The sequence below is a fragment of the Acinetobacter sp. NIPH 1852 genome, from assembly GCF_022549455.1.
GTDB lineage: Bacteria > Pseudomonadota > Gammaproteobacteria > Pseudomonadales > Moraxellaceae > Acinetobacter.
The window spans coordinates 320,120-339,921 of the sequence record NZ_JAKZGG010000001.1 but is presented as its reverse complement, the minus strand read 5'-3'; the positions used below and the strand labels follow the sequence as shown (position 1 = coordinate 339,921).

Below are 19,802 nucleotides of genomic sequence, written 5' to 3'. Positions count from 1 at the left end.
GTATTAAAGATCGAGAATGAGTTTAGCTGGCTCTTCTAACAACTCTTTGATTGTTACCAAGAAACCTACAGCTTCTTTACCATCGATTAAACGGTGGTCATAAGAAAGTGCTAAATACATCATTGGTAAGATTTCAACTTGACCATTTACCGCCATTGGACGCTCTTGGATCTTATGCATACCCAAAATAGCTGTTTGCGGCGTATTCAAAATCGGCGTTGAAAGCAATGAACCGAAAGTACCACCATTGGTGATCGTGAACGTACCACCAGTCATGTCTTCGATACCTAATTTACCGTCACGTGCTTTATAAGCGTAGTCACGGATACCGTTTTCAACTTCTGCATAGTTCATACGGTCAGTATCACGAAGTACAGGAACAACTAAGCCACGTTCACTCGATACAGCAACACCGATGTCATAGAAACCGTGATAAACGATATCATCGCCATCAATAGAACCATTCACCGCTGGGTAGCGTTTTAGTGCTTCAGTCGCCGCTTTAACAAAGAAAGACATAAAGCCTAAACGAGCACCATGACGCTTCTCGAAAGCATCTTTATATTGCTTACGCATTTCCATGATTGGCTTCATGTTAACTTCGTTGAATGTCGTTAACATTGCAGTTTGTTGTGTCGCAGCCAATAAACGCTCAGCAACACGCTTACGTAAACGCGTCATTGGAACACGTTTTTCGATACGCTCGCCTACAGCAACGCTTAATGGTTGAACTGATGCAGCAGGTTTAGCTTGATGACCAGCAACATCTTCTTTAGTGATGCGACCACCACGGCCTGTACCTTGTACATCAGCAGCATTGATACCTGTTTCAGATAATGCTTTACGAACCGCAGGCGCTTGGTTTTGATCAACTGCTTGAGTAGATGCAGCCGCTGGCGCAGATGCAGCAGGAGCTTCAGCCGCTGGTGCAGCAGCTTCAGGAGCAGCCGCAGAAACAGCACCAGCTTCAAACTGTGCAATCACTTCGTCAGAAAGTACTGTTTCACCTTCGTCTTTGATGATTGCAACCAAACTACCGTCAGCTGGAGCAACCACTTCTAAAACAACTTTATCGGTTTCAATGTCACAGATCACTTCATCACGTGATACAGGTTCACCTACTTTCTTGTGCCAAGTTGCGATCGTACCGTCAGCAACTGACTCTGGGAATACCGGTGCTTTAATTTCGGTTGCCATTATTGAGAATCTCCTGATTGTTCAGCTTCAATTGCAAGTGCGTCATTGACGAGCTGAGCTTGTTGTTTTGCATGCAAGTACGGTGAGCCACAGGCAGGTGCGGCAGATGCTTCACGACCAGCATAGCTAATACGAATTTGTTTACCAGATTTAAGCATGTCTTCATATAAACGAGGAACGATGAACAACCAAGCGCCTTGGTTCTTCGGTTCTTCTTGTGCCCAAACAAGATCTTCAATGTTTGGATATGTAGCCATGACTTCAGCTAAGCGCTGCTCTGGGTAAGGATACAATTGTTCAAGACGAACGATCGCAGTATTGTTTAAACCAAGCTCACGACGTTTTTCGAGTAAATCGTAATAAACCTTACCACCACAAAGCACTAAGCGAGTCACTTCAGCTTTGTTGATTTGATCCACTTCATCGATCACAGTTTGGAATGCACCATTTGCTAATTCATCTAAAGTTGAAGTCGCAAGTTTGTGACGTAATAAAGATTTCGGTGACATCACGATCAAAGGCTTACGAATAGGACGAACCGCTTGACGACGTAACGCATGGAAGATTTGCGCTGGAGTCGTTGGTGTCATCACCTGCATATTTTCTTCAGCACATAGCTGTAAGAAACGCTCTAAACGTGCAGATGAATGCTCAGGGCCTTGACCTTCATAACCATGAGGTAACAACATCGTCAGACCACATACACGTTCCCATTTGGTCTCACCAGAAGCGATAAATTGGTCAATCACCACTTGTGCACAGTTAACGAAATCACCAAATTGTGCTTCCCAAACGATCAAACTCTTTGGCAAAGTGGTTGAATAACCATATTCAAATGCAAGTACAGCTTCTTCAGACAATAAAGAATCATATACCGCTGTACGAGGCTGATTTTCTTTAATGTGACAAAGAGGAATATATACAGAACCATCAACTTGGTTATGTAATTTTGCATGACGATGAGAGAACGTTCCACGACCTACGTCTTCACCCGTAATACGCACAAGGAAACCGTCATCCAAAAGTGTTGCATAAGCTAAAGTTTCAGCAGCACCCCAGTTGAGTGGCATTTCGCCGGCTTGCATTTTCACACGGTCATCAATCACTTTTTGCACTTGGCGTTGCAACACAAAACCTTCTGGTAATGTATTCATCTTTTTACCAAGTTCTTTCAAACGATCGATATTAAAAGTTGTATCCCAAACATCTGTATATTCGTGACCTAGATACGGCGTCCAATCGACAAACATGTGTTTATTTGGTTCACGTACTAATGCATTGGCAACGTGATTACCAGCCTCTAAATCAGCGCGATAATCCTCTACCATTTGATCAGCAGTCGAACGATCAAGCACTTTCTCTTGTACCAATTGGTCTGCGTATAAAGTACGTGTTGTCGCTTTTTTATTAATGACTTGATACATCAATGGTTGAGTACCAGATGGCTCATCCGCTTCGTTATGACCACGACGACGGTAGCAGAACAAGTCCAAAATCACGTCTTTACGGAATTCATGACGGAAATCATGTGCAATTTGCGTCGCAAAGATAACAGCTTCAGGATCATCACCATTGACATGGAAAATAGGCGCCTGAATCATTTTTGCTACATCGGTACAGTATTCTGTAGAACGTGTGTCACGTGGATCTGAAGTGGTAAAACCGACTTGGTTATTGACCACGATATGAACCGTACCACCAACTGTATAGCCACGCGTTTGTGACATTTGGAAGGTTTCCATGTTCACACCTTGACCTGCAAATGCAGCATCACCGTGAACAATCAATGGAAGTACGTCATCACCGCCGATATCTTTACGACGAACTTGACGTGCACGTACAGATCCTTCAACCACTGGACCAACGATTTCTAAATGGGATGGGTTAAATGCTAAAGCTAGGTGAACTTCGCCACCTGGGGTCATCACATTTGATGAGAAACCTTGATGATACTTCACATCACCAGAGCCTTTCTTATGAATGCTTTTACCTTCAAACTCACCAAAAAGGTCAGCTGGGTTTTTACCCATAATATTGACAAGCAAGTTGAGACGACCACGGTGTGGCATACCAATCACAACTTCTTTACAACCAACTGCACCTGCACGTTGAATCAGCTCGTTGACCATTGGAATAAAAGACTCACCGCCTTCCACACCAAAACGCTTTGCGCCAACGAATTTGTTGCCAAGGTATTTTTCCAAGCCTTCAGCTGCCGTTAAGCGCTCAAGTACAGCTTTTTTCTGCTCTGCATTTAACTGGAATTTACCGCGAACACTTTCCAAACGTTGTTGAATCCAACGTTTTTCTTTGGTGTCAACAATATGCATATACTCTGCACCAATTGAACCACAGTAAGTTGCTTCCATTGCCTCAATCATTTCTGACAATGTTGCTTCTGCTTTTCCAATTGCAAGATTGCCTGTATTAAATACAGTATCTAGATCAGATTTAGTTAAATTATGTTCAGATAAATCAAGGTCAGGAACTTCTTCGCGTTTCGCAAGACCTAATGGATCAAGTTTAGCTTTTTGATGACCACGGTTACGGTACGCAGCGATGAGTTGTAAAACACCAATTTGACGACGCTCGTGCTCTGTACTAACAGTACTTTGTACCATAGGTTGCACACGATTGGCATTACGTCCTAATAAAAGGAACTGTTCACGCACATTACCGTGTGGCTGATCACCTTTAGGATATTTATCAAAATATTCACGCCAATCCTCAGAGACTAAGGTTGGAGATGATAGGTACAGCTCGTAAAGATCTTCAATATACGCTGCACTATCAGCAGAAAGTTCAGTGTCAAGACGCAGCGCGTCAGCAACTTCTTGCATTTTTGGACCCATTTCCTATTGCAAAAAATATTACGGGTTGCCTTTTAAGCGCACCCATGATTCATAATGTCAAATTGGTAACAAGACACTACAGCCCAAGATCTTACGACCTTGAGACATCATTACTACACATCCGGAATATTTCCTTTGATGTAATAAATGAGCTATGCACTTTCAATTCAAAGCACATAACTCATTCTTATACTCGATGAAATCGAGCAATTTTTTGCAAATCATTTTAGAAAAATTAAATCAAGCTTTAACTTTTCTAAAATGACTTCCCCAGTAAAAAAAGCCAAAATAAAAGCTTGAGATATCAGCCGAAGACACCTCTAAGAATAAACTTATTTTTTGCTTTTAGCTGTGGCAGAAATGCTAACATGTTATCAAGCGGGGATTGATTTTTTTGACACATACCATCCATAAAGCAGCGAAATACATACATCAAATTATGCTCTAATATACCGCCCTTTTTATAAAAGTTGCGCTTTTATCGACCAAAGTTTAACAAACGCTACAATTCTTGCACAAACATCACGCACAGTGTTTAAAAATAAGCCACATCATCACATATCCATTTTTATTATTAAGCTTAACAATATGACTTATATGTCTAATTAACACATTCAGGGACTTATTCACCTGCAATTTTTAGAAGCAAAACCCCAACAAATAAAAAACGGAAGCTCCTTTCGAAACTTCCGTTTTTGCGTTAGAAAACGAAATTATCCCGCTTGATCTAACAACATATTACGAATGTGACCAATTGCCTTCGTCGGGTTTAGCCCTTTAGGACATACCGATACACAGTTCATGATGCCCTTACAACGGAACAAGCTGAATGGATCATCTAAACGAGCCAAACGTTCTTGCGTCGCTGTATCACGAGAGTCAATGATAAAACGATATGCATTTAACAAAGCTGATGGTCCAAGGAACTTGTCAGGGTTCCACCAGAATGATGGGCATGCTGTTGAACAACATGCACAAAGAATACATTCATACAAACCATCTAAATGTTCACGCTCTGACTGAGACTGTAAACGCTCTTTAGCTGGCGCAGGTTGATCATTGATCAAGAATGGGTGAATCTTGTTATATTGGTCATAGAATTGGTTCATATCTACGACCAAGTCTTTTACGACTGGCAAACCAGGTAAAGGACGAATCACAATCTTCTCTGGTAAGTCGTTCAGGTTCCACAAACAAGCCAAACCATTTTTACCATTGATGTTCACACCATCCGAACCACAAATACCTTCACGGCATGAACGGCGGAATGTTAATGTCTCATCCTGCACTTTCAACGCAAGTAACGCATCAAGCAACATACGGTGCTTATCGGTTAACTCAAGTTTATAAGTTTGCATGTACGGCGCTTTATCCTTATCAGGATCATAGCGGTAGATTTCGAATGTACGAGTGCCTCTACTCATCTTTGTTCTCCCAATTAGAATGTACGTGGCTTAGGTTCAATTGCTTCAACCGTCAATGGCTGGAAACGTACTGGCTTATATTCAAGACGATTGTCTGCTGAATACCATAACGTATGTTTCATCCACTCATCATCACGACGACCATAAGAATAAGTCGGGTGATCAGGTGCTAATTCATAATCAACAACGGTATGCGCACCACGACACTCTTTACGAGCAGCAGCAGAAATCAAGGTTGCTTTTGCAACTTCATATAAATTTTCAACTTCTAATGCTTCAACACGCGCTGTGTTAAACACTTTAGATTTGTCTTTTAAATGAATGTTACGCACACGTGATTCAATCGCAAGAATTTCTTTCACGCCTTTGTCAAGCAACGCTTGAGTACGGAATACACCAGCATGGTCTTGTACGATGTCACGAATAACATCTGCAACTTCTTGTGCATTTTCACCCGTAGCAGATTCATCCAATTTACGCACACGCGCCAATGTATTTTCCAATACATCTGTTGGAAGTGGAGCATAGTCATCGCCATGATGTTTAGTCACATAGTCAATGATATGTTCACCCGCTGCTTTACCAAACACAACAAGATCAAGCAATGAGTTCGTACCTAAACGGTTTGCACCATGTACAGACACACAAGAACATTCGCCAATTGCGTAAAAGCCCTTAACAGGTTTTACATAATCACGCGTACCTTTATAGGTATATTCTTTCGAATCTTTATCATAATGTGCAGAAAACTCACCTTCTTCCACGCCATGCGGTACAACCACTTGACCATGAATATTGGTAGGAATACCACCCATTTGATAATGGATTGTTGGTACAACAGGAATTGGCTCTTTGGTACAGTCAACGTTTGCAAACTTCTTACCAATCTCAAATACAGATGGTAGACGCTTCATAATCGTCTCAGCACCCAAATGCGTCATATCCAATAAGATATAATCCGCTTTAGGACCACAGCCACGACCTTCTTTAATTTCTTGGTCCATAGAACGTGATACGAAGTCACGTGGTGCCAAGTCTTTTAAAGTCGGCGCATAACGTTCCATAAATGGTTCGCCGTCTTTGTTACGAAGGATACCACCTTCACCACGACAACCTTCAGTCAACAATACGCCCGCGCCCGCAACACCTGTTGGGTGGAACTGCCAGAATTCCATATCTTGTAATGGAATACCTGCACGCGCCGCCATACCAAGACCGTCACCAGTATTGATATAAGCATTGGTAGATGCGCGGTAAACACGACCTGCACCACCAGTAGCAAATAATGTTGCTTTGGCTTGGAACACAGCAATATTACCTGTTTCTTGGTCAATCGCTGTCACACCAAGTACGTCGCCTGCTTCGTTACGGATTAAATCTAATGCAATCCATTCAACGTAAAACTGAGTCCCCATTTTCACGTTGCTTTGATACAAAGTATGAAGCAATGCATGACCGGTACGGTCAGCAGCAGCACAAGCACGAGGAACAGCTTTTTCACCGTAATTTGCAGAGTGACCACCAAATGGACGCTGGTAGATCGTACCATCTTCATTACGGTCAAAAGGCATACCTAAGTGTTCAAGCTCATAAACAACTTTCGGTGCTTCACGTGTCATAAACTCGATTGCGTCCTGATCACCTAACCAGTCAGAACCTTTAACCGTGTCATAAAAGTGATAGTGCCAGTTATCTTCCTGCATGTTACCTAACGACGCACCAATACCACCTTGAGCAGCAACCGTATGCGAACGTGTTGGGAATACTTTGGTCAATACCGCAACTTTTAAACCAGCTTGAGCAAGTTGGTAAGCAGCACGCATACCAGAACCACCACCACCGACGATAACTGCGTCAAATGATAGGGTTTGGATGTTTGAATAATTTTCTTTAGGGGTAGTTGCCATGATCTCTTCCTATCAATTTGCCCAGAAAATCTGGATACCCCAGATTGCGTACACGAATACTGAAATAATCACAGCAGTAGTGAGCACAAGGCGTAAACCTGAAGCCGAAGGACCCATTTGACGAGTCGTTACATAATCAGTAAAGACTTGCCACATACCAATCCAAGCGTGTGCAACCAGCGACAACACTGCTAATAAAGAAAAAATCTTCATTGGCAAAGTCAACATAAAGCCAGCCCACTGTTCATAACCGAATCCGCTATTGCAAAGGATCCAACCGAATATAACAACAGTATAAGCAGCCAACACCACAGCACTAACACGCTGGATGTACCAATCGCGAGAACCTGAACCTGTTAAACCTGTAGCACTTTTCATCAGAACATAATCCATACGAAGGCTGCGACAATACAAACCGCAGACAAGATTAATGAAACTGTAGCTGCAATACGACCACTTTGTAACTCTTCAGCAAAACCGACATCAGCAAGCAAATGCTTGATCCCTGCGATGAAGTGGAAAATTAGGCCGGCTACAAATACCCATACGATAAAACGTACACAGATATTTCCGAAAACGACATTTTTAACGTAGTCAAATCCTTCTGGTGAAGATAAAGATTTATCCAAAATCCATAAAAGAACTGCGACGAGTAAGAAAACGATTACACCTGATAGACGGTGTAGAATTGATGCAATAGCCACGGGTGAGCGTAAATTTACCGCTAACACTTGACCCATGGACAAATTGACAGGTCTGTTGCTTTTCACAGCGGGCATCCTGTAGGTAGAAACTCCAACTGGAGTTTGTTTGAATTAATTCAAAGGAAAGCTGGCATTGTCAGGCAAGAACAGCACATGCCTAACCTATATATAACGACACCGAATTATAAGACGTGAAATATCAAAATACAAACAATCAGATTTCGCTTTAGTCTAAAAACCCATTAAATAAGAATCATTCACGAGTGCAGCGACAATAACAATGATAAACCACCAAATAAAAATAAGATATCCACATGTTTTTTAAAGATAAAAATAACAAGGGATTATTTATAAATATTTTTCACTTCCATTGATTTTTTCTTGTTTATTTCATAAAAAATACACGTTTTTAGCGTAAATTCAGTGCAAATCACACCGTTATAAATATTGTCAAAAATAATACCCCCCATTTATATATTAAATATGAATAATCAATAATCTATTCCTTGCGATCTCATACAAAAAAGAAGTGAGTTTTTTTTATACAAACAAGCGCACCACAATGAATCAATTATTCCAAAATGAATACACATTTCCAGTATTTTTTCAATGACTATTCAGCTCTAAGCCACGAGGTATATAGGATTTTGAATTATTCTAAGTCTTTATTTTATAAGCACCAAAATATTGCCGAAATAAAAATTTACTTACAATTGTACTGATGCTTCATTTTTTTTATGCACCTGAAACATGATTTGACATATTATACTCGACCGGTGCTGTGATTTTACTCAGTTTTTCCTTTGATACTGAATGACTAATTGACTGTAGCAACGTCATTTTTTATCCCTAAGTATAATTGACAAAATTTTAGTAGCCACTAATCTTATAGCAAATTTTGACACCGTCTGATTCGCACATGACAAGATTAGGATTTCGAGTCAGATAATCATTCACCAGGACAGGAGATCTATTGAATGTCTGCAGCAACTGGCAAAAAAGCCGTATTACAGCTTGATGGCAAAGAAATTGAATTACCAATTTACAGCGGCACATTGGGCCCAGATGTAATTGACGTTAAAGATGTATTGGCATCTGGTCACTTTACTTTCGATCCTGGTTTTATGGCGACAGCTGCTTGCGAATCTAAGATCACATTCATTGATGGTGACAAAGGTGTGTTATTACACCGTGGCTATCCAATTGATCAATTAGCGACTCAAGCAGACTACTTAGAAACTTGCTACTTATTGTTAAATGGTGAGCTTCCAACTGCTGAACAAAAAGCAGAATTTGACGCTAAAGTGCGCAACCATACGATGGTTCACGATCAAGTTAGCCGTTTCTTTAATGGTTTCCGTCGTGATGCTCACCCTATGGCGATCATGGTTGGTGTTGTTGGTGCTTTATCTGCGTTCTATCACAACGCTTTAGATATTGAAGATGTTAATCACCGCGAAATTACAGCAATTCGTTTAATTGCAAAAATCCCTACTCTTGCAGCTTGGAGCTACAAGTACACAGTAGGTCAACCATTCATTTACCCACGTAATGATTTAGGTTATGCAGAAAACTTCTTACACATGATGTTTGCAACACCTGCTGACCGTGATTACAAAGTAAATCCTGTTCTTGCTAAAGCAATGGATCGTATCTTCACGCTTCATGCTGACCATGAGCAAAATGCGTCTACATCGACAGTACGTCTCGCTGGTTCTACAGGTGCTAACCCTTACGCATGTATCTCTTCAGGGATTTCTGCACTTTGGGGACCTGCTCACGGCGGCGCAAACGAAGCTGTACTTCGCATGTTAGATGAAATCGGTAGCGTAGAAAACGTTGCTGAATTCATGGAAAAAGTGAAGCGCAAAGAAGTTAAACTCATGGGCTTCGGTCACCGTGTGTATAAAAACTTTGATCCACGTGCAAAAGTCATGAAACAAACGTGTGACGAAGTTCTTGAAGCACTTGGTATCAATGATCCTCAGCTTGCTCTTGCAATGGAACTTGAGAAAATTGCACTGAACGACCCGTACTTCGTTGAACGTAAGCTTTATCCAAATGTCGATTTCTACTCAGGCATTATCTTAAAAGCAATCGGTATCCCAACTGATATGTTCACTGTTATTTTTGCACTTGGTCGTACCGTTGGCTGGATCAGCCACTGGTTAGAAATGCACGCATCTCCGTACAAAATCGGTCGCCCACGTCAGCTTTATACTGGCGAGACTCAACGCGATATCAAACGTTAATTTTAAAACAAAGTTAATGTTTAAAAAGCTGCCATATGGCAGCTTTTTTTATTTGAAAATCAAAAGAGCATACGTAATCAACGCATCAATCATCATCTTCCAATAAACGCATCAAGTTATGGCTAATACCATTTGCCCGTAACCAAGCCAATTCATAACTCGCCTTGGCCAAAGCCAATACACGACGCTCAAACTCATCCCAGATCGGCTTTACTTGCTTATCAGTCACACCCAAACCACTATCATGGGCAAGTTGTTTATTTTTTTCACAAAGCTTTAGGGCATGATAAAGCTTACGCCCTCGGCTCGCGGTGTCTAGTATGCGAATATGCCGACTATGAATAAAACCTTCAACATGCTGGAGATCAGCATTGGGCAACAACGGAACCAAAATTTGGTCTAGCTGCGCATCTAAGCGCCGCCACACCGCCAATCTTTGTTCTGGGTTATATGTATTCCATTGAATGACTTCATGATTAAAACGGCGACAACCACGACAAACCAAATCACCAAACACCGTTGAACAACGCCCTGCACATGGAGTCAATGATGGAATTCGACGATCACTACTCAAAACCAACTCCTATAAAACCATATTAATTTTATGGTTTTCTCGCTTATTTTCAGATTTCGCGCTAAAATGTGCGCCTTAATTTTCCTATCTTAATACATTTGGAGTTATCCATGAACGCTACTGTAGAACAGCTTGCACCTGTAGAACAGCAAGCGACCACAAATTGGGTTGTTGCGGCACTATATCAATTTAAAGAAGTTTCAGATGCAGCTGATCTGCAACAACGTCTTTTAGACTTAGTGAATCGTATCAATTTGTGTGGAACTCTGATTGTAGCTTCAGAAGGAATTAATGGCACAGTTGCAGGTGATCGTGCAGCAATTGATACAATTCATCGTTTTTTACTAGATGAAGGTTTTACGTCAATGGAATACAAAGAGTCTCATAGCTCTGACAAACCATTCCGTAAAATGAAAATCAAACTTAAAAATGAAATTGTGACTTTAGGCGTAGAAGTTAAACCACGTGATTTAGTGGGTCACTATCTTGATCCAAAAGAATGGAACGAACTGATTGCGCGTGATGATGTGATCTTAATTGATACACGTAACGATTACGAATATAAAGCAGGTACATTTAAGGGTGCAGTTGATCCTAAAACTGAATCTTTCCGTGAATTTCCAGACTACGTAAAACAAAACCTTGAGCAGCATAAAGACAAAAAAATTGCGATGTTCTGTACAGGTGGTATTCGTTGTGAGAAATCAACCTCCCTACTCTTACAAGAAGGGTTTAACGAGGTTTACCATCTGAAAGGCGGTATTTTAAAATACCTCGAAGAAACCCCTGCCGAAGAAAGTCTTTGGGAAGGTGAATGCTTTGTCTTTGATGGTCGAACTGCGGTGACGCACGGTGTTGAAGAAGGTGAAAACATCAAATGTCATGCGTGTGGTTGGCCTCTGACCAAAGCCGAATCAGAGTTATCAAGCTATGAACACGGTGTTTCATGTGCTTATTGTATTGATAAAACAACGGACAAACAAAAAGCAGGCTTCCGTATGCGTCAATCACAAATTACTGCTGCAAAACGCAAACGCCTATAAGCGTATATACACCAGAATTTCAAAAGCCTTAGTTCCGACTAAGGCTTTTTTGTTTTGTTAAAACGGTTAACCAATACCATATTGAGCATTCATCGAATCGCAATTAAGCTGCTTTAAATTCACAAATAACGTTCAAAGGCACTATGGGGCTAGAAGATTGGGTCATATCGATCATGGAGAAACTAGGTTATCTAGGTATCGCGTTTCTCATGTTTCTCGATAATGTTTTTCCACCTATACCATCAGAAGTGATTATGCCCTCAGCGGGCTACACGGCTGCGAAAGGTGACCTGAGTTTGATCGGTGTGATTATTGCAGGAAGTGCAGGCTCACTGTTAGCCGCAATGCTGTTGTATTGGGTTGGTCGAAAGATTCCACAGCAACACTTATTCAATTTTATCGCACGTTATGGCAAATATTTAAGAATAAGCACAACTGACTTGGAAAAATCTTTAACTTGGTTTGAAAAGCACGGGCATCGTGTTGTCTTTTTTGGTCGAATGATTCCAGCAGTTCGCTCGCTGATTAGTATTCCTGCAGGAATGAGCAAGATGCCTTTTGGTAAATTCATGACGTATAGCGCTGCTGGAACCGTAATTTGGACCAGTTTTCTTGCCTGTGTCGGTTATTATTTTAGTGAAAATCAGGCATTAATGACAGCGGTCATACAACGCGTCGGTTATATCATTTTAACAATTGCTGTCTGTTATATTCTGTGGCGATTGGCAAAGAAATTTTATTTGTCAAAAAGATAATTCTAAATAAAGATTGAGACTTAAAAATGCAACATGATTTCTGGCATGACAAATGGCAAACCAATAACATCGGTTTTCATCAAAATCAGCCTCACACCTTACTTACAAAATATTTTCCGTACTTAAATTTAGCAAAAGGCGCAACCATTTTTGTTCCTCTATGCGGTAAAAGCCTAGATATAAACTGGCTCATTGAGCAAGGCTATCATGTGATAGCGATAGATCTGAGTCCAATTGCGATTCAAGATCTAATTTTAGACTTAGGGCTCTCTTTTCAAGAAGCCCAAATAGGTCACTTGACTCATTTTCAGCATACTCAGATTGACCTCTTTGTCGGTGATTTCTTTGAGTTAACAGCAGCCCAAATCGGTAAGATTGATGCAATTTATGATCGAGCAGCGCTAATCGCACTACCAGAGCAAATGCGCACATCATATACGCAACATCTTTTAAAAATCACAAACCAAGCACCACAATTACTTATCAGCCTAGACTACGATCAAAAACTATTAGCAGGACCACCCTTTTCTGTTCCTGAATATGAACTAGTGGCACATTATGCAAGTTATTACGATATTAAATTATTAGCATCAAATACTGAAAATCTAAAAGGCAAACTCACCGCATATGAACATGCTTGGTGTCTAAGCAAACATTCGACGAATGATTAAACTTTATGTCGGACACAAAAGTATTGATTAATCTCTTTAGCGATCAATGCTTTTGATCTACTCATGAAAAAAAACGTCCTCTAGGGACGTTTAATCTTTTACACAGATCGTAAGCGACTAAACTTAGATCGTTGAGACTTATTTAGCTGGCGTGTGGTACATGAGCCGCGATTGTAGCGGCGCAAGGCGATTGTAGCGGCGCAAGCCGTACCATCACGCTGGCGTGTGGTACATTAAATAAAGCTCATTCAAATTATCTGGAATTTCTTCAGCTAATTCGTCCATCAACTGACCATTACGACGGAAAGATTCCATTTGCGGATCTTCTTCATCAATCCCACTAAACACCATGATCGGCAAAGTTAGATCAATCAACTGCTCTTCGAACTCAGGTGCAAACCAAGCATCTTCATTTAAGAACATCGCATCAACAAAACCAACGCTCCAATCACCCAAGCTCGATTCCACATCTGCTTCTTCGATTTCAAATGGAAATTCGATTCCATCTTCATTGGCTAAATTTTGGCGAAGCGCCTCCAACCAAAGCTTGATTTGCTCAATCACATCAGTTGGAACTTTCTTTTGATTACTATCGAATAACTCATCTAACCAACGATCAAATTTTGGGCCGACCGCAATCGCACACAAAAAGCCATGAGTCGCAGCGAAATCTAGACCGTATTCGTTTTGATCACCGTCAAGATAATTACTCAATAAGTCTAAATCTAACGTGCTCATTCTCTATCCAATTCTAAAAAATTCATCCACAACAGCATAACATTTTAGGACATAAAGTCTCAGCAATTTTGCTTAGTCTTCGTCATCAAGATCATCGTCGTCGAAATCATAGTCAAAATCTTTTAATTCTCGTTCCAAACGGCGCTGAGCCAGTAGATCATCAATTAAACGGCGCTTTTCTAATGATTCTTTAGCGGTGAGTTTACTTGACGACTCATCAAAACCAGCATCGTCCTCACCGTAGTTATCATCATCTAATTCAAAATCTGTAGAAGACACTAACACTACCTCGTAATGCAAAAATATAAATGGGTCTAGCCGCTATTTATCTGTCTTAGATTTCCGTGTCAAGTTTTATTTGATTTTTTCGCTATAAAATGATGTTTTGTACTTTTTTTCGGCGGTTTTTTTGTGTATTTATAGTCTAAGGACATCACCAATAAAAAACGCTTTTAGGAATTTAAGTCTTGAAAAATTATTGCTTAACCCCATATTCAACACACGACCTTAAAATCAAACATATTTTTTATTTAAAGCAAACGGATCAAATCCAAAACATTCCCAGTGAATTGTGCTATCATGCACGGTTTTTCACCGCCACAGATTCAACAAAGAGTAAGCAAAGATGAGCGATATGCATTCCCCTACTTCACAAGTAGCGGCTCTGATTAGCCGAGGCAAAGAACAAGGTTACTTAACTTACGCTGAGGTTAACGATCATCTCCCAGACTCAATTACAGAAAGTGAGCAAATTGAAGACATTATTCAAATGCTTCAAGATGTCGGTATTCCTGTGCATGAACGTGCACCAGAAACCGATGACACCATGTTTGGTGAATCTACTGAAACAACAGATGAAGTTGCTGAAGAAGAAGCTGCTGCTGTATTAGCGTCGGTTGAAAGCGAACCTGGTCGTACGACTGACCCTGTACGTATGTATATGCGTGAAATGGGTACAGTTGAACTCCTTACTCGTGAAGGCGAGATTAGTATTGCAAAACGTATCGAAGAAGGCATACGTGATGTTTTACATTCTATCGCATACTGGCCAAACGCAGTCGAAGTGGTATTACAAGAATATAATGATTATTTAACAGGTGAACGTCGTCTTGCCGATATTCTGTCTGGTTATTTAGACCCAGAATCTGACGAAGAAATTCCTGAAGTCATTGAAGAAGCAGAACTTGTAGAAGAAACTGATTCTGTAAAAACAACCAAAGAAGTTAAACTAGACGATGATGACGAAGAAGAATCTGAAAGTGATGATGATTCTGAAGCTGACTCAGGTCCAGATCCAGAAATCGCTAAAGCGCGTTTCACTGAATTAGAAAGAGCTTGGAACGAAACAAAGACAGTTATCGCAGAGCATGGTCGCAATAGCGAAGAAGCAAAAGTTGCGCTCGAGTCACTCGCAACTGTCTTTATGATGTTCAAATTTACCCCGCGTCTATTTGACATCATTTCTGAAATGATTCGTGGTACACATGAACAAATCCGTACCAATGAACGTGAAATCATGCGCTATGCAGTACGTCGTGGTCGTATGGATCGTCACCAGTTCCGTACTTCGTTCCCTGAGCAAGAATCTAACCCAGCATGGTTAGATGAGCAAATCGCGAAGGCACCTGCTGAGATCAAAGGACATTTAGAAAAAGTTCGCCCTGATGTATTGGCTTTCCAACAAAAGATTGCCGATATTGAGAAAGAGCTTGAGTTAAACGTTAAGGATATTAAAGATATTTCTAAACGTATGGCTGTTGGTGAAGCGAAAGCTCGTCGTGCTAAGAAAGAAATGGTTGAAGCAAACTTACGTTTGGTTATTTCGATTGCGAAAAAGTACACCAACCGTGGTCTGCAATTCCTCGATCTTATTCAAGAAGGTAACATCGGCTTAATGAAAGCCGTAGATAAGTTTGAATATCGTCGCGGTTATAAATTTTCGACCTATGCAACTTGGTGGATTCGTCAAGCGATCACGCGTTCGATTGCGGATCAGGCACGTACCATTCGTATTCCAGTACACATGATTGAAACCATCAACAAGATCAATCGTGTTTCTCGTCAGCTACTTCAGGAAATGGGGCGTGAGCCTACACCTGAAGAATTGGGCGAACGTTTGGAAATGGACGAAGTTAAAGTTCGTAAAGTACTAAAAATCGCAAAAGAACCGATTTCGATGGAAACACCGATCGGTGATGATGAAGATTCGCATCTTGGTGACTTCATTGAAGATGGCAACATCACTTCTCCAATTGATGCAGCCACTTCAGAAGGTCTAAAAGAAGCAACGCGCGAAGTACTTGAAAACTTAACTGAACGTGAAGCGAAAGTATTGAAAATGCGTTTTGGTATCGATATGCCAACCGATCATACTTTAGAAGAAGTGGGCAAACAGTTTGATGTAACACGTGAGCGTATTCGTCAAATTGAAGCAAAAGCTTTGCGTAAACTTCGCCACCCTTCTCGCTCAGAACACTTACGTTCATTCTTGGAAAACGACTAATATTTGGGAAGTTTTGCGCTACGATCAAAGCTTGAGAAGCATACGCTACAAGGTGATCGTGCAGGACTTGAAGTTAAGCACTTCATCCCCATTTATCTATTAGATCAAAAACGCCTGCGCTGATGCAGGCGTTTCAAATTAAAGAGGTTGCTCATGTTAGACCGCACTCCTTCTCGTGAATTGCAAGAACATCTTTGGGTTTTCCCGATGGACTATCCGATCAAATTGATTGGTAATGCAGGGGATGAACTTCGAGTGGCTGTTGTTGATATTTTGCAGAAGCACTTCCCTGAATTTGATGGCGAAACAGTAAAAGTTCAGCCTTCACGTACAGGCAAATACCATTCTTTAACAGCGCAATTGCGTTTTGAAGAATTGGAACAAGTTCATGCCTTATACGCAGATCTTGCCGCTTGTCCTTTAATTAAGACAGCGCTTTAATGAAGAAATCCAAAATACGAAAGTGTTTTGGATTTTTCTTTTAAACGGGAAAAATACGTAAAAACTTAGATCATGGCACAGCGTTTTAACGGTTCTCTGTTTATATCATTCAAATAATTACATAAAGTTGAAAAAACCAAAGGAAATAAGGTTGTAATGAGCGTTGATCATAAGCCCTCTTTAATCATTCGTTGCTTCAATGATCTTCAAGACTACACAGATCGCTTTGAAGCCATGAAAAACTTTACCGAGATTCGGGATGAACATACACCTGATGAGGTTTGGTTATTACAACACCAAGATGTACTGACTCAAGGACAAGCAGGCAAAGCTGAACATATCCTGATGCAAAGTGATCTCCCGATCGTTCAGACTGATCGTGGTGGACAAATCACATGGCATGGCCAAGGACAACTGGTGGCTTATTTCCTCTTTGATTTAAATCGCTTGAAATGGAATGTGCGTAGCTTAGTTAGTTTCACTGAACAAGCCATGATCGATACACTTCAACAATACCAAATTAAAGCTTATGCCAAGTCCGATGCTCCCGGCGTTTACGTCGATGAACGTAAAATTGGTTCACTGGGTTTTAAAATTCGCCGTGGTCGGAGTTATCATGGCTTAGCGCTCAATATTGATTGTAACCTCGCTGGTTTTCAAACCATTAATCCTTGTGGATACGCAGGTTTAGAAATGGTACGCTTACAAGACTTGCTGAAGAATTACCCAAGCTTTGAGCAAGTCAGTCAGGATTTTATTTGTTATTTACAGAATACAGATTTCTTTCGTGACCTCTCAGTCAAATCTGAATAAACTACTTTTCAATTTCAAAAAAATAAATTAGAGTAAATACTCTAAATTTGCTTTTGCATAATTTTAACAAGGGATACGCAAGTGATTTCAACCAAAGCAGTGAAGCCCACTTTGCAACTTGCCTACGTCAAACTCATGATGGATGTCGTGGGTCGCGGTTTAGTCATGGCAAGTCAAGTGGATGATGAAGTACACGAGGAAGTGTCAAAGTTTCCTGTTCATTTTATACTTTCAATGAATGTGTTTCCAAATGGACCTGCATTTGTTGCACGAGTGACAGAAGATAAAACATTAGAGCTTTTATCTAATTACAAAGGCAAGCCTGATTTAACCATTACCTTTAAACATTTGACCCATGCTTTCTTGGTTTTCTCTTTTCAGGAAAGTACAGCTCAAGCCTTTGCCAATGATCGTATGATTGCTGATGGCGATGTATCCAGTGCAATTCGTCTAGTACGTTGCTTAAATAAAATGGAAGCGTTGATCTTGCCTAAATTGGTCGCTTCACTTGCAGTAAAACGCTACCCAGCTGAATTGACATTAAAAGAAAAATTCACAGGTGCAAAAAACATTTATCTCAAAGTCGCTAAATCATATTTCAAACGGAGCGCTTAACATGGCTAAGCCTTATTACGAATTTTTCTGTCCTGTAAAAGTCATTGCTGGTAACGCTGCGTTAGAGCATATCCCATTTGAACTCGCGACTTTAGGCTCTAAACGCCCGCTCATCATTACCGACAAAGGCGTGCGTGCAAATGGTTTGCTTAGCCCAATTGAAGCTGCTTTTAGCACCACAGATGCCGTCATCGGTGCAATCTTTGATGATGTTCCACCAGATTCAAGCTTAGAAGTTGTACGTTTAGCGGCTGAACTTTACCGTAAGCAAAACTGTGATGCGATTATTGCGATTGGTGGTGGTTCGGTCATTGATACCTCTAAAGCAACTAACATCTTAGTATCTGAGGGCGGCGATGACCTACTCCAGTACTCAGGTGCGCATAACCTACCAAAACCATTAAAACCATTCTTTGTTATTCCGACTACATCAGGTACTGGTTCAGAAGCAACCATGGTGGCTGTGGTATCCGATACGCAACGTAATGTAAAACTGGCTTTTGCATCATATTACCTGATGCCACACGCTGCGATTCTTGATCCACGGATGACCATGACGCTACCGCCTCATCTGACAGCGATGACAGGTATGGATGCGCTTACACACTGTGTTGAAGCCTATACATGTTTAGCTGCGAATCCATTAAGCGATGCTTATGCGAGTGCAGGTATCAAAAAGATTAGCGAAAATCTATTTAAAGTTTTAGACAATCCAAGTGATGCCCAAGGTCGCTTAGAACTAGCGCAAGCGTCAACTATGGCAGGGATTGCATTCTCTAACTCAATGGTTGGCTTAGTGCATTCACTTGGTCATGCTTTGGGTGCAGTTGCTCACCTACCTCATGGTTTATGCATGAGTTTATTCCTGCCGTATGTGTTGGAATACAACAAAGAAGTGAATGGTCAAAAAATTGGTGAGTTATTATTGCCACTTGCGGGTGCAGACATCTATGCTCAAACCCCTGCAAATCAACGTGCAGATAAAGCAATTGCGACAATTTTGACCATGCGTGATCGTTTATATAGCCTGACCAAACTCCCACGTACATTACGTGAAACAGGTAAAATTACTGAAGCACAACTCGATGAAGTGGCAGAAAAGGCTTTGAATGATGGTTCTATCATTTACAATCCAAAAGAAGCCAACCTTAAAGAACTTCGCGAGATTTTACAAAAAGCATGGTAATTCAATTATTTAAATAAATAATTATTACTCAAAACCCTGATACCCTACCCTTGCAGTGCAACTAAAGCACAAGGAGCATGACTCCGCAAGAATGGTACTCAGGGTTTTTTGTATTTCAAGTGAACCC

Annotated in this window: 18 protein-coding genes; 9 read left to right on the top strand and 9 right to left on the bottom strand. The window is 40.8% G+C overall.

Annotated features, from left to right (window positions below; all coding sequences use genetic code 11):
- Window positions 1-3 precede the first annotated feature (3 nt).
- The 6 genes from odhB to sdhC all read right to left on the bottom strand — a co-directional run bounded on the left by odhB (window position 4) and on the right by sdhC (window position 8,159).
- The gene (gene odhB / locus MMO38_RS01660) at window positions 4-1,197 is read right to left on the bottom strand and encodes a 2-oxoglutarate dehydrogenase complex dihydrolipoyllysine-residue succinyltransferase (protein WP_004669195.1); all 1,194 of its coding nucleotides are present in this window, start codon (window positions 1,195-1,197) and stop codon (window positions 4-6) included.
- Entirely contained in the window at window positions 1,197-4,037 is a 2,841-nt protein-coding gene (locus MMO38_RS01655; RefSeq protein ID WP_241322248.1) for a 2-oxoglutarate dehydrogenase E1 component, read from the bottom strand. Before MMO38_RS01655 ends, odhB begins: the two co-directional genes overlap by 1 nt.
- 725 nt (window positions 4,038-4,762) lie before the next feature.
- Window positions 4,763-5,473 (bottom strand): succinate dehydrogenase iron-sulfur subunit, encoded by a 711-nt coding sequence (locus MMO38_RS01645; RefSeq protein WP_004669199.1) that lies wholly within the window; start codon window positions 5,471-5,473, stop codon window positions 4,763-4,765.
- A 14-nt stretch (window positions 5,474-5,487) separates the two neighbouring features.
- Window positions 5,488-7,383, bottom strand: a complete 1,896-nt coding sequence (gene sdhA, locus MMO38_RS01640; protein ID WP_241322287.1) for a succinate dehydrogenase flavoprotein subunit — start codon at window positions 7,381-7,383, stop codon at window positions 5,488-5,490.
- 9 nt (window positions 7,384-7,392) lie between these two features.
- Window positions 7,393-7,758, bottom strand: a complete 366-nt coding sequence (sdhD, locus tag MMO38_RS01635; protein ID WP_004669203.1) for a succinate dehydrogenase, hydrophobic membrane anchor protein — start codon at window positions 7,756-7,758, stop codon at window positions 7,393-7,395.
- Window positions 7,758-8,159, bottom strand: a complete 402-nt coding sequence (gene sdhC, locus MMO38_RS01630; protein ID WP_051064201.1) for a succinate dehydrogenase, cytochrome b556 subunit — start codon at window positions 8,157-8,159, stop codon at window positions 7,758-7,760. Before sdhC ends, sdhD begins: the two co-directional genes overlap by 1 nt.
- A 902-nt stretch (window positions 8,160-9,061) precedes the next feature.
- Here sdhC and gltA point away from each other — a divergent pair.
- A complete protein-coding gene (gltA, locus tag MMO38_RS01625) occupies window positions 9,062-10,336 on the top strand; it encodes a citrate synthase (RefSeq protein WP_004669207.1) in 1,275 nt (424 codons plus the stop codon).
- Between the two features lie 85 nt (window positions 10,337-10,421).
- On the opposite strand, the gene MMO38_RS01620 is transcribed toward gltA, so the two are convergent.
- Window positions 10,422-10,910 carry a DUF1289 domain-containing protein gene (locus tag MMO38_RS01620; RefSeq protein ID WP_005195556.1) on the bottom strand — a complete coding sequence of 163 codons (489 nt, stop codon included), beginning with the start codon at window positions 10,908-10,910 and terminating at the stop codon, window positions 10,422-10,424.
- 110 nt (window positions 10,911-11,020) lie between these two features.
- Here MMO38_RS01620 and MMO38_RS01615 point away from each other — a divergent pair, with 110 nt between their 5' ends.
- From MMO38_RS01615 to tmpT, 3 genes are all read left to right on the top strand, one after another.
- Complete coding sequence (locus MMO38_RS01615) at window positions 11,021-11,953, top strand: rhodanese-related sulfurtransferase (protein ID WP_004669211.1); 933 nt, start codon at window positions 11,021-11,023, stop codon at window positions 11,951-11,953.
- 143 nt (window positions 11,954-12,096) lie between these two features.
- Window positions 12,097-12,708, top strand: coding sequence for a DedA family protein (locus MMO38_RS01610; RefSeq protein WP_241322245.1), 612 nt, complete (start codon window positions 12,097-12,099; stop codon window positions 12,706-12,708).
- A 26-nt stretch (window positions 12,709-12,734) separates the two neighbouring features.
- Complete coding sequence (gene tmpT / locus MMO38_RS01605; protein ID WP_241322244.1) at window positions 12,735-13,379, top strand: thiopurine S-methyltransferase; 645 nt, start codon at window positions 12,735-12,737, stop codon at window positions 13,377-13,379.
- Window positions 13,380-13,592: 213 nt separating this feature from the next.
- Here tmpT and MMO38_RS01600 read toward each other — a convergent pair whose 3' ends face one another.
- On the bottom strand, window positions 13,593-14,117 hold the full coding sequence (locus MMO38_RS01600) for a YecA family protein (protein ID WP_241322243.1): 525 nt from the start codon (window positions 14,115-14,117) through the stop codon (window positions 13,593-13,595).
- Between the two features lie 72 nt (window positions 14,118-14,189).
- Window positions 14,190-14,396, bottom strand: a complete 207-nt coding sequence (locus tag MMO38_RS01595) for a hypothetical protein (RefSeq protein WP_004669223.1) — start codon at window positions 14,394-14,396, stop codon at window positions 14,190-14,192.
- Between the two features lie 346 nt (window positions 14,397-14,742).
- Here MMO38_RS01595 and rpoD point away from each other — a divergent pair, with 346 nt between their 5' ends.
- The 5 genes from rpoD (at window position 14,743) to MMO38_RS01570 (ending at window position 19,675) form a co-directional block, all read left to right on the top strand.
- Window positions 14,743-16,620 carry an RNA polymerase sigma factor RpoD gene (gene rpoD, locus MMO38_RS01590; protein WP_004669224.1) on the top strand — a complete coding sequence of 626 codons (1,878 nt, stop codon included), beginning with the start codon at window positions 14,743-14,745 and terminating at the stop codon, window positions 16,618-16,620.
- A gap of 153 nt (window positions 16,621-16,773) precedes the next feature.
- A complete protein-coding gene (locus MMO38_RS01585) occupies window positions 16,774-17,061 on the top strand; it encodes a DUF493 domain-containing protein (protein WP_004669225.1) in 288 nt (95 codons plus the stop codon).
- 156 nt (window positions 17,062-17,217) lie between these two features.
- Window positions 17,218-17,874, top strand: coding sequence for a lipoyl(octanoyl) transferase LipB (gene lipB / locus MMO38_RS01580; protein ID WP_241322241.1), 657 nt, complete (start codon window positions 17,218-17,220; stop codon window positions 17,872-17,874).
- 81 nt (window positions 17,875-17,955) lie between these two features.
- The gene (locus MMO38_RS01575) at window positions 17,956-18,489 is read left to right on the top strand and encodes a hypothetical protein (RefSeq protein WP_004669229.1); all 534 of its coding nucleotides are present in this window, start codon (window positions 17,956-17,958) and stop codon (window positions 18,487-18,489) included.
- A gap of 1 nt (window position 18,490) precedes the next feature.
- Window positions 18,491-19,675: an iron-containing alcohol dehydrogenase gene (locus tag MMO38_RS01570; protein ID WP_241322239.1), complete on the top strand. Its 1,185-nt coding sequence runs from the start codon at window positions 18,491-18,493 to the stop codon at window positions 19,673-19,675.
- Window positions 19,676-19,802 lie beyond the last annotated feature (127 nt).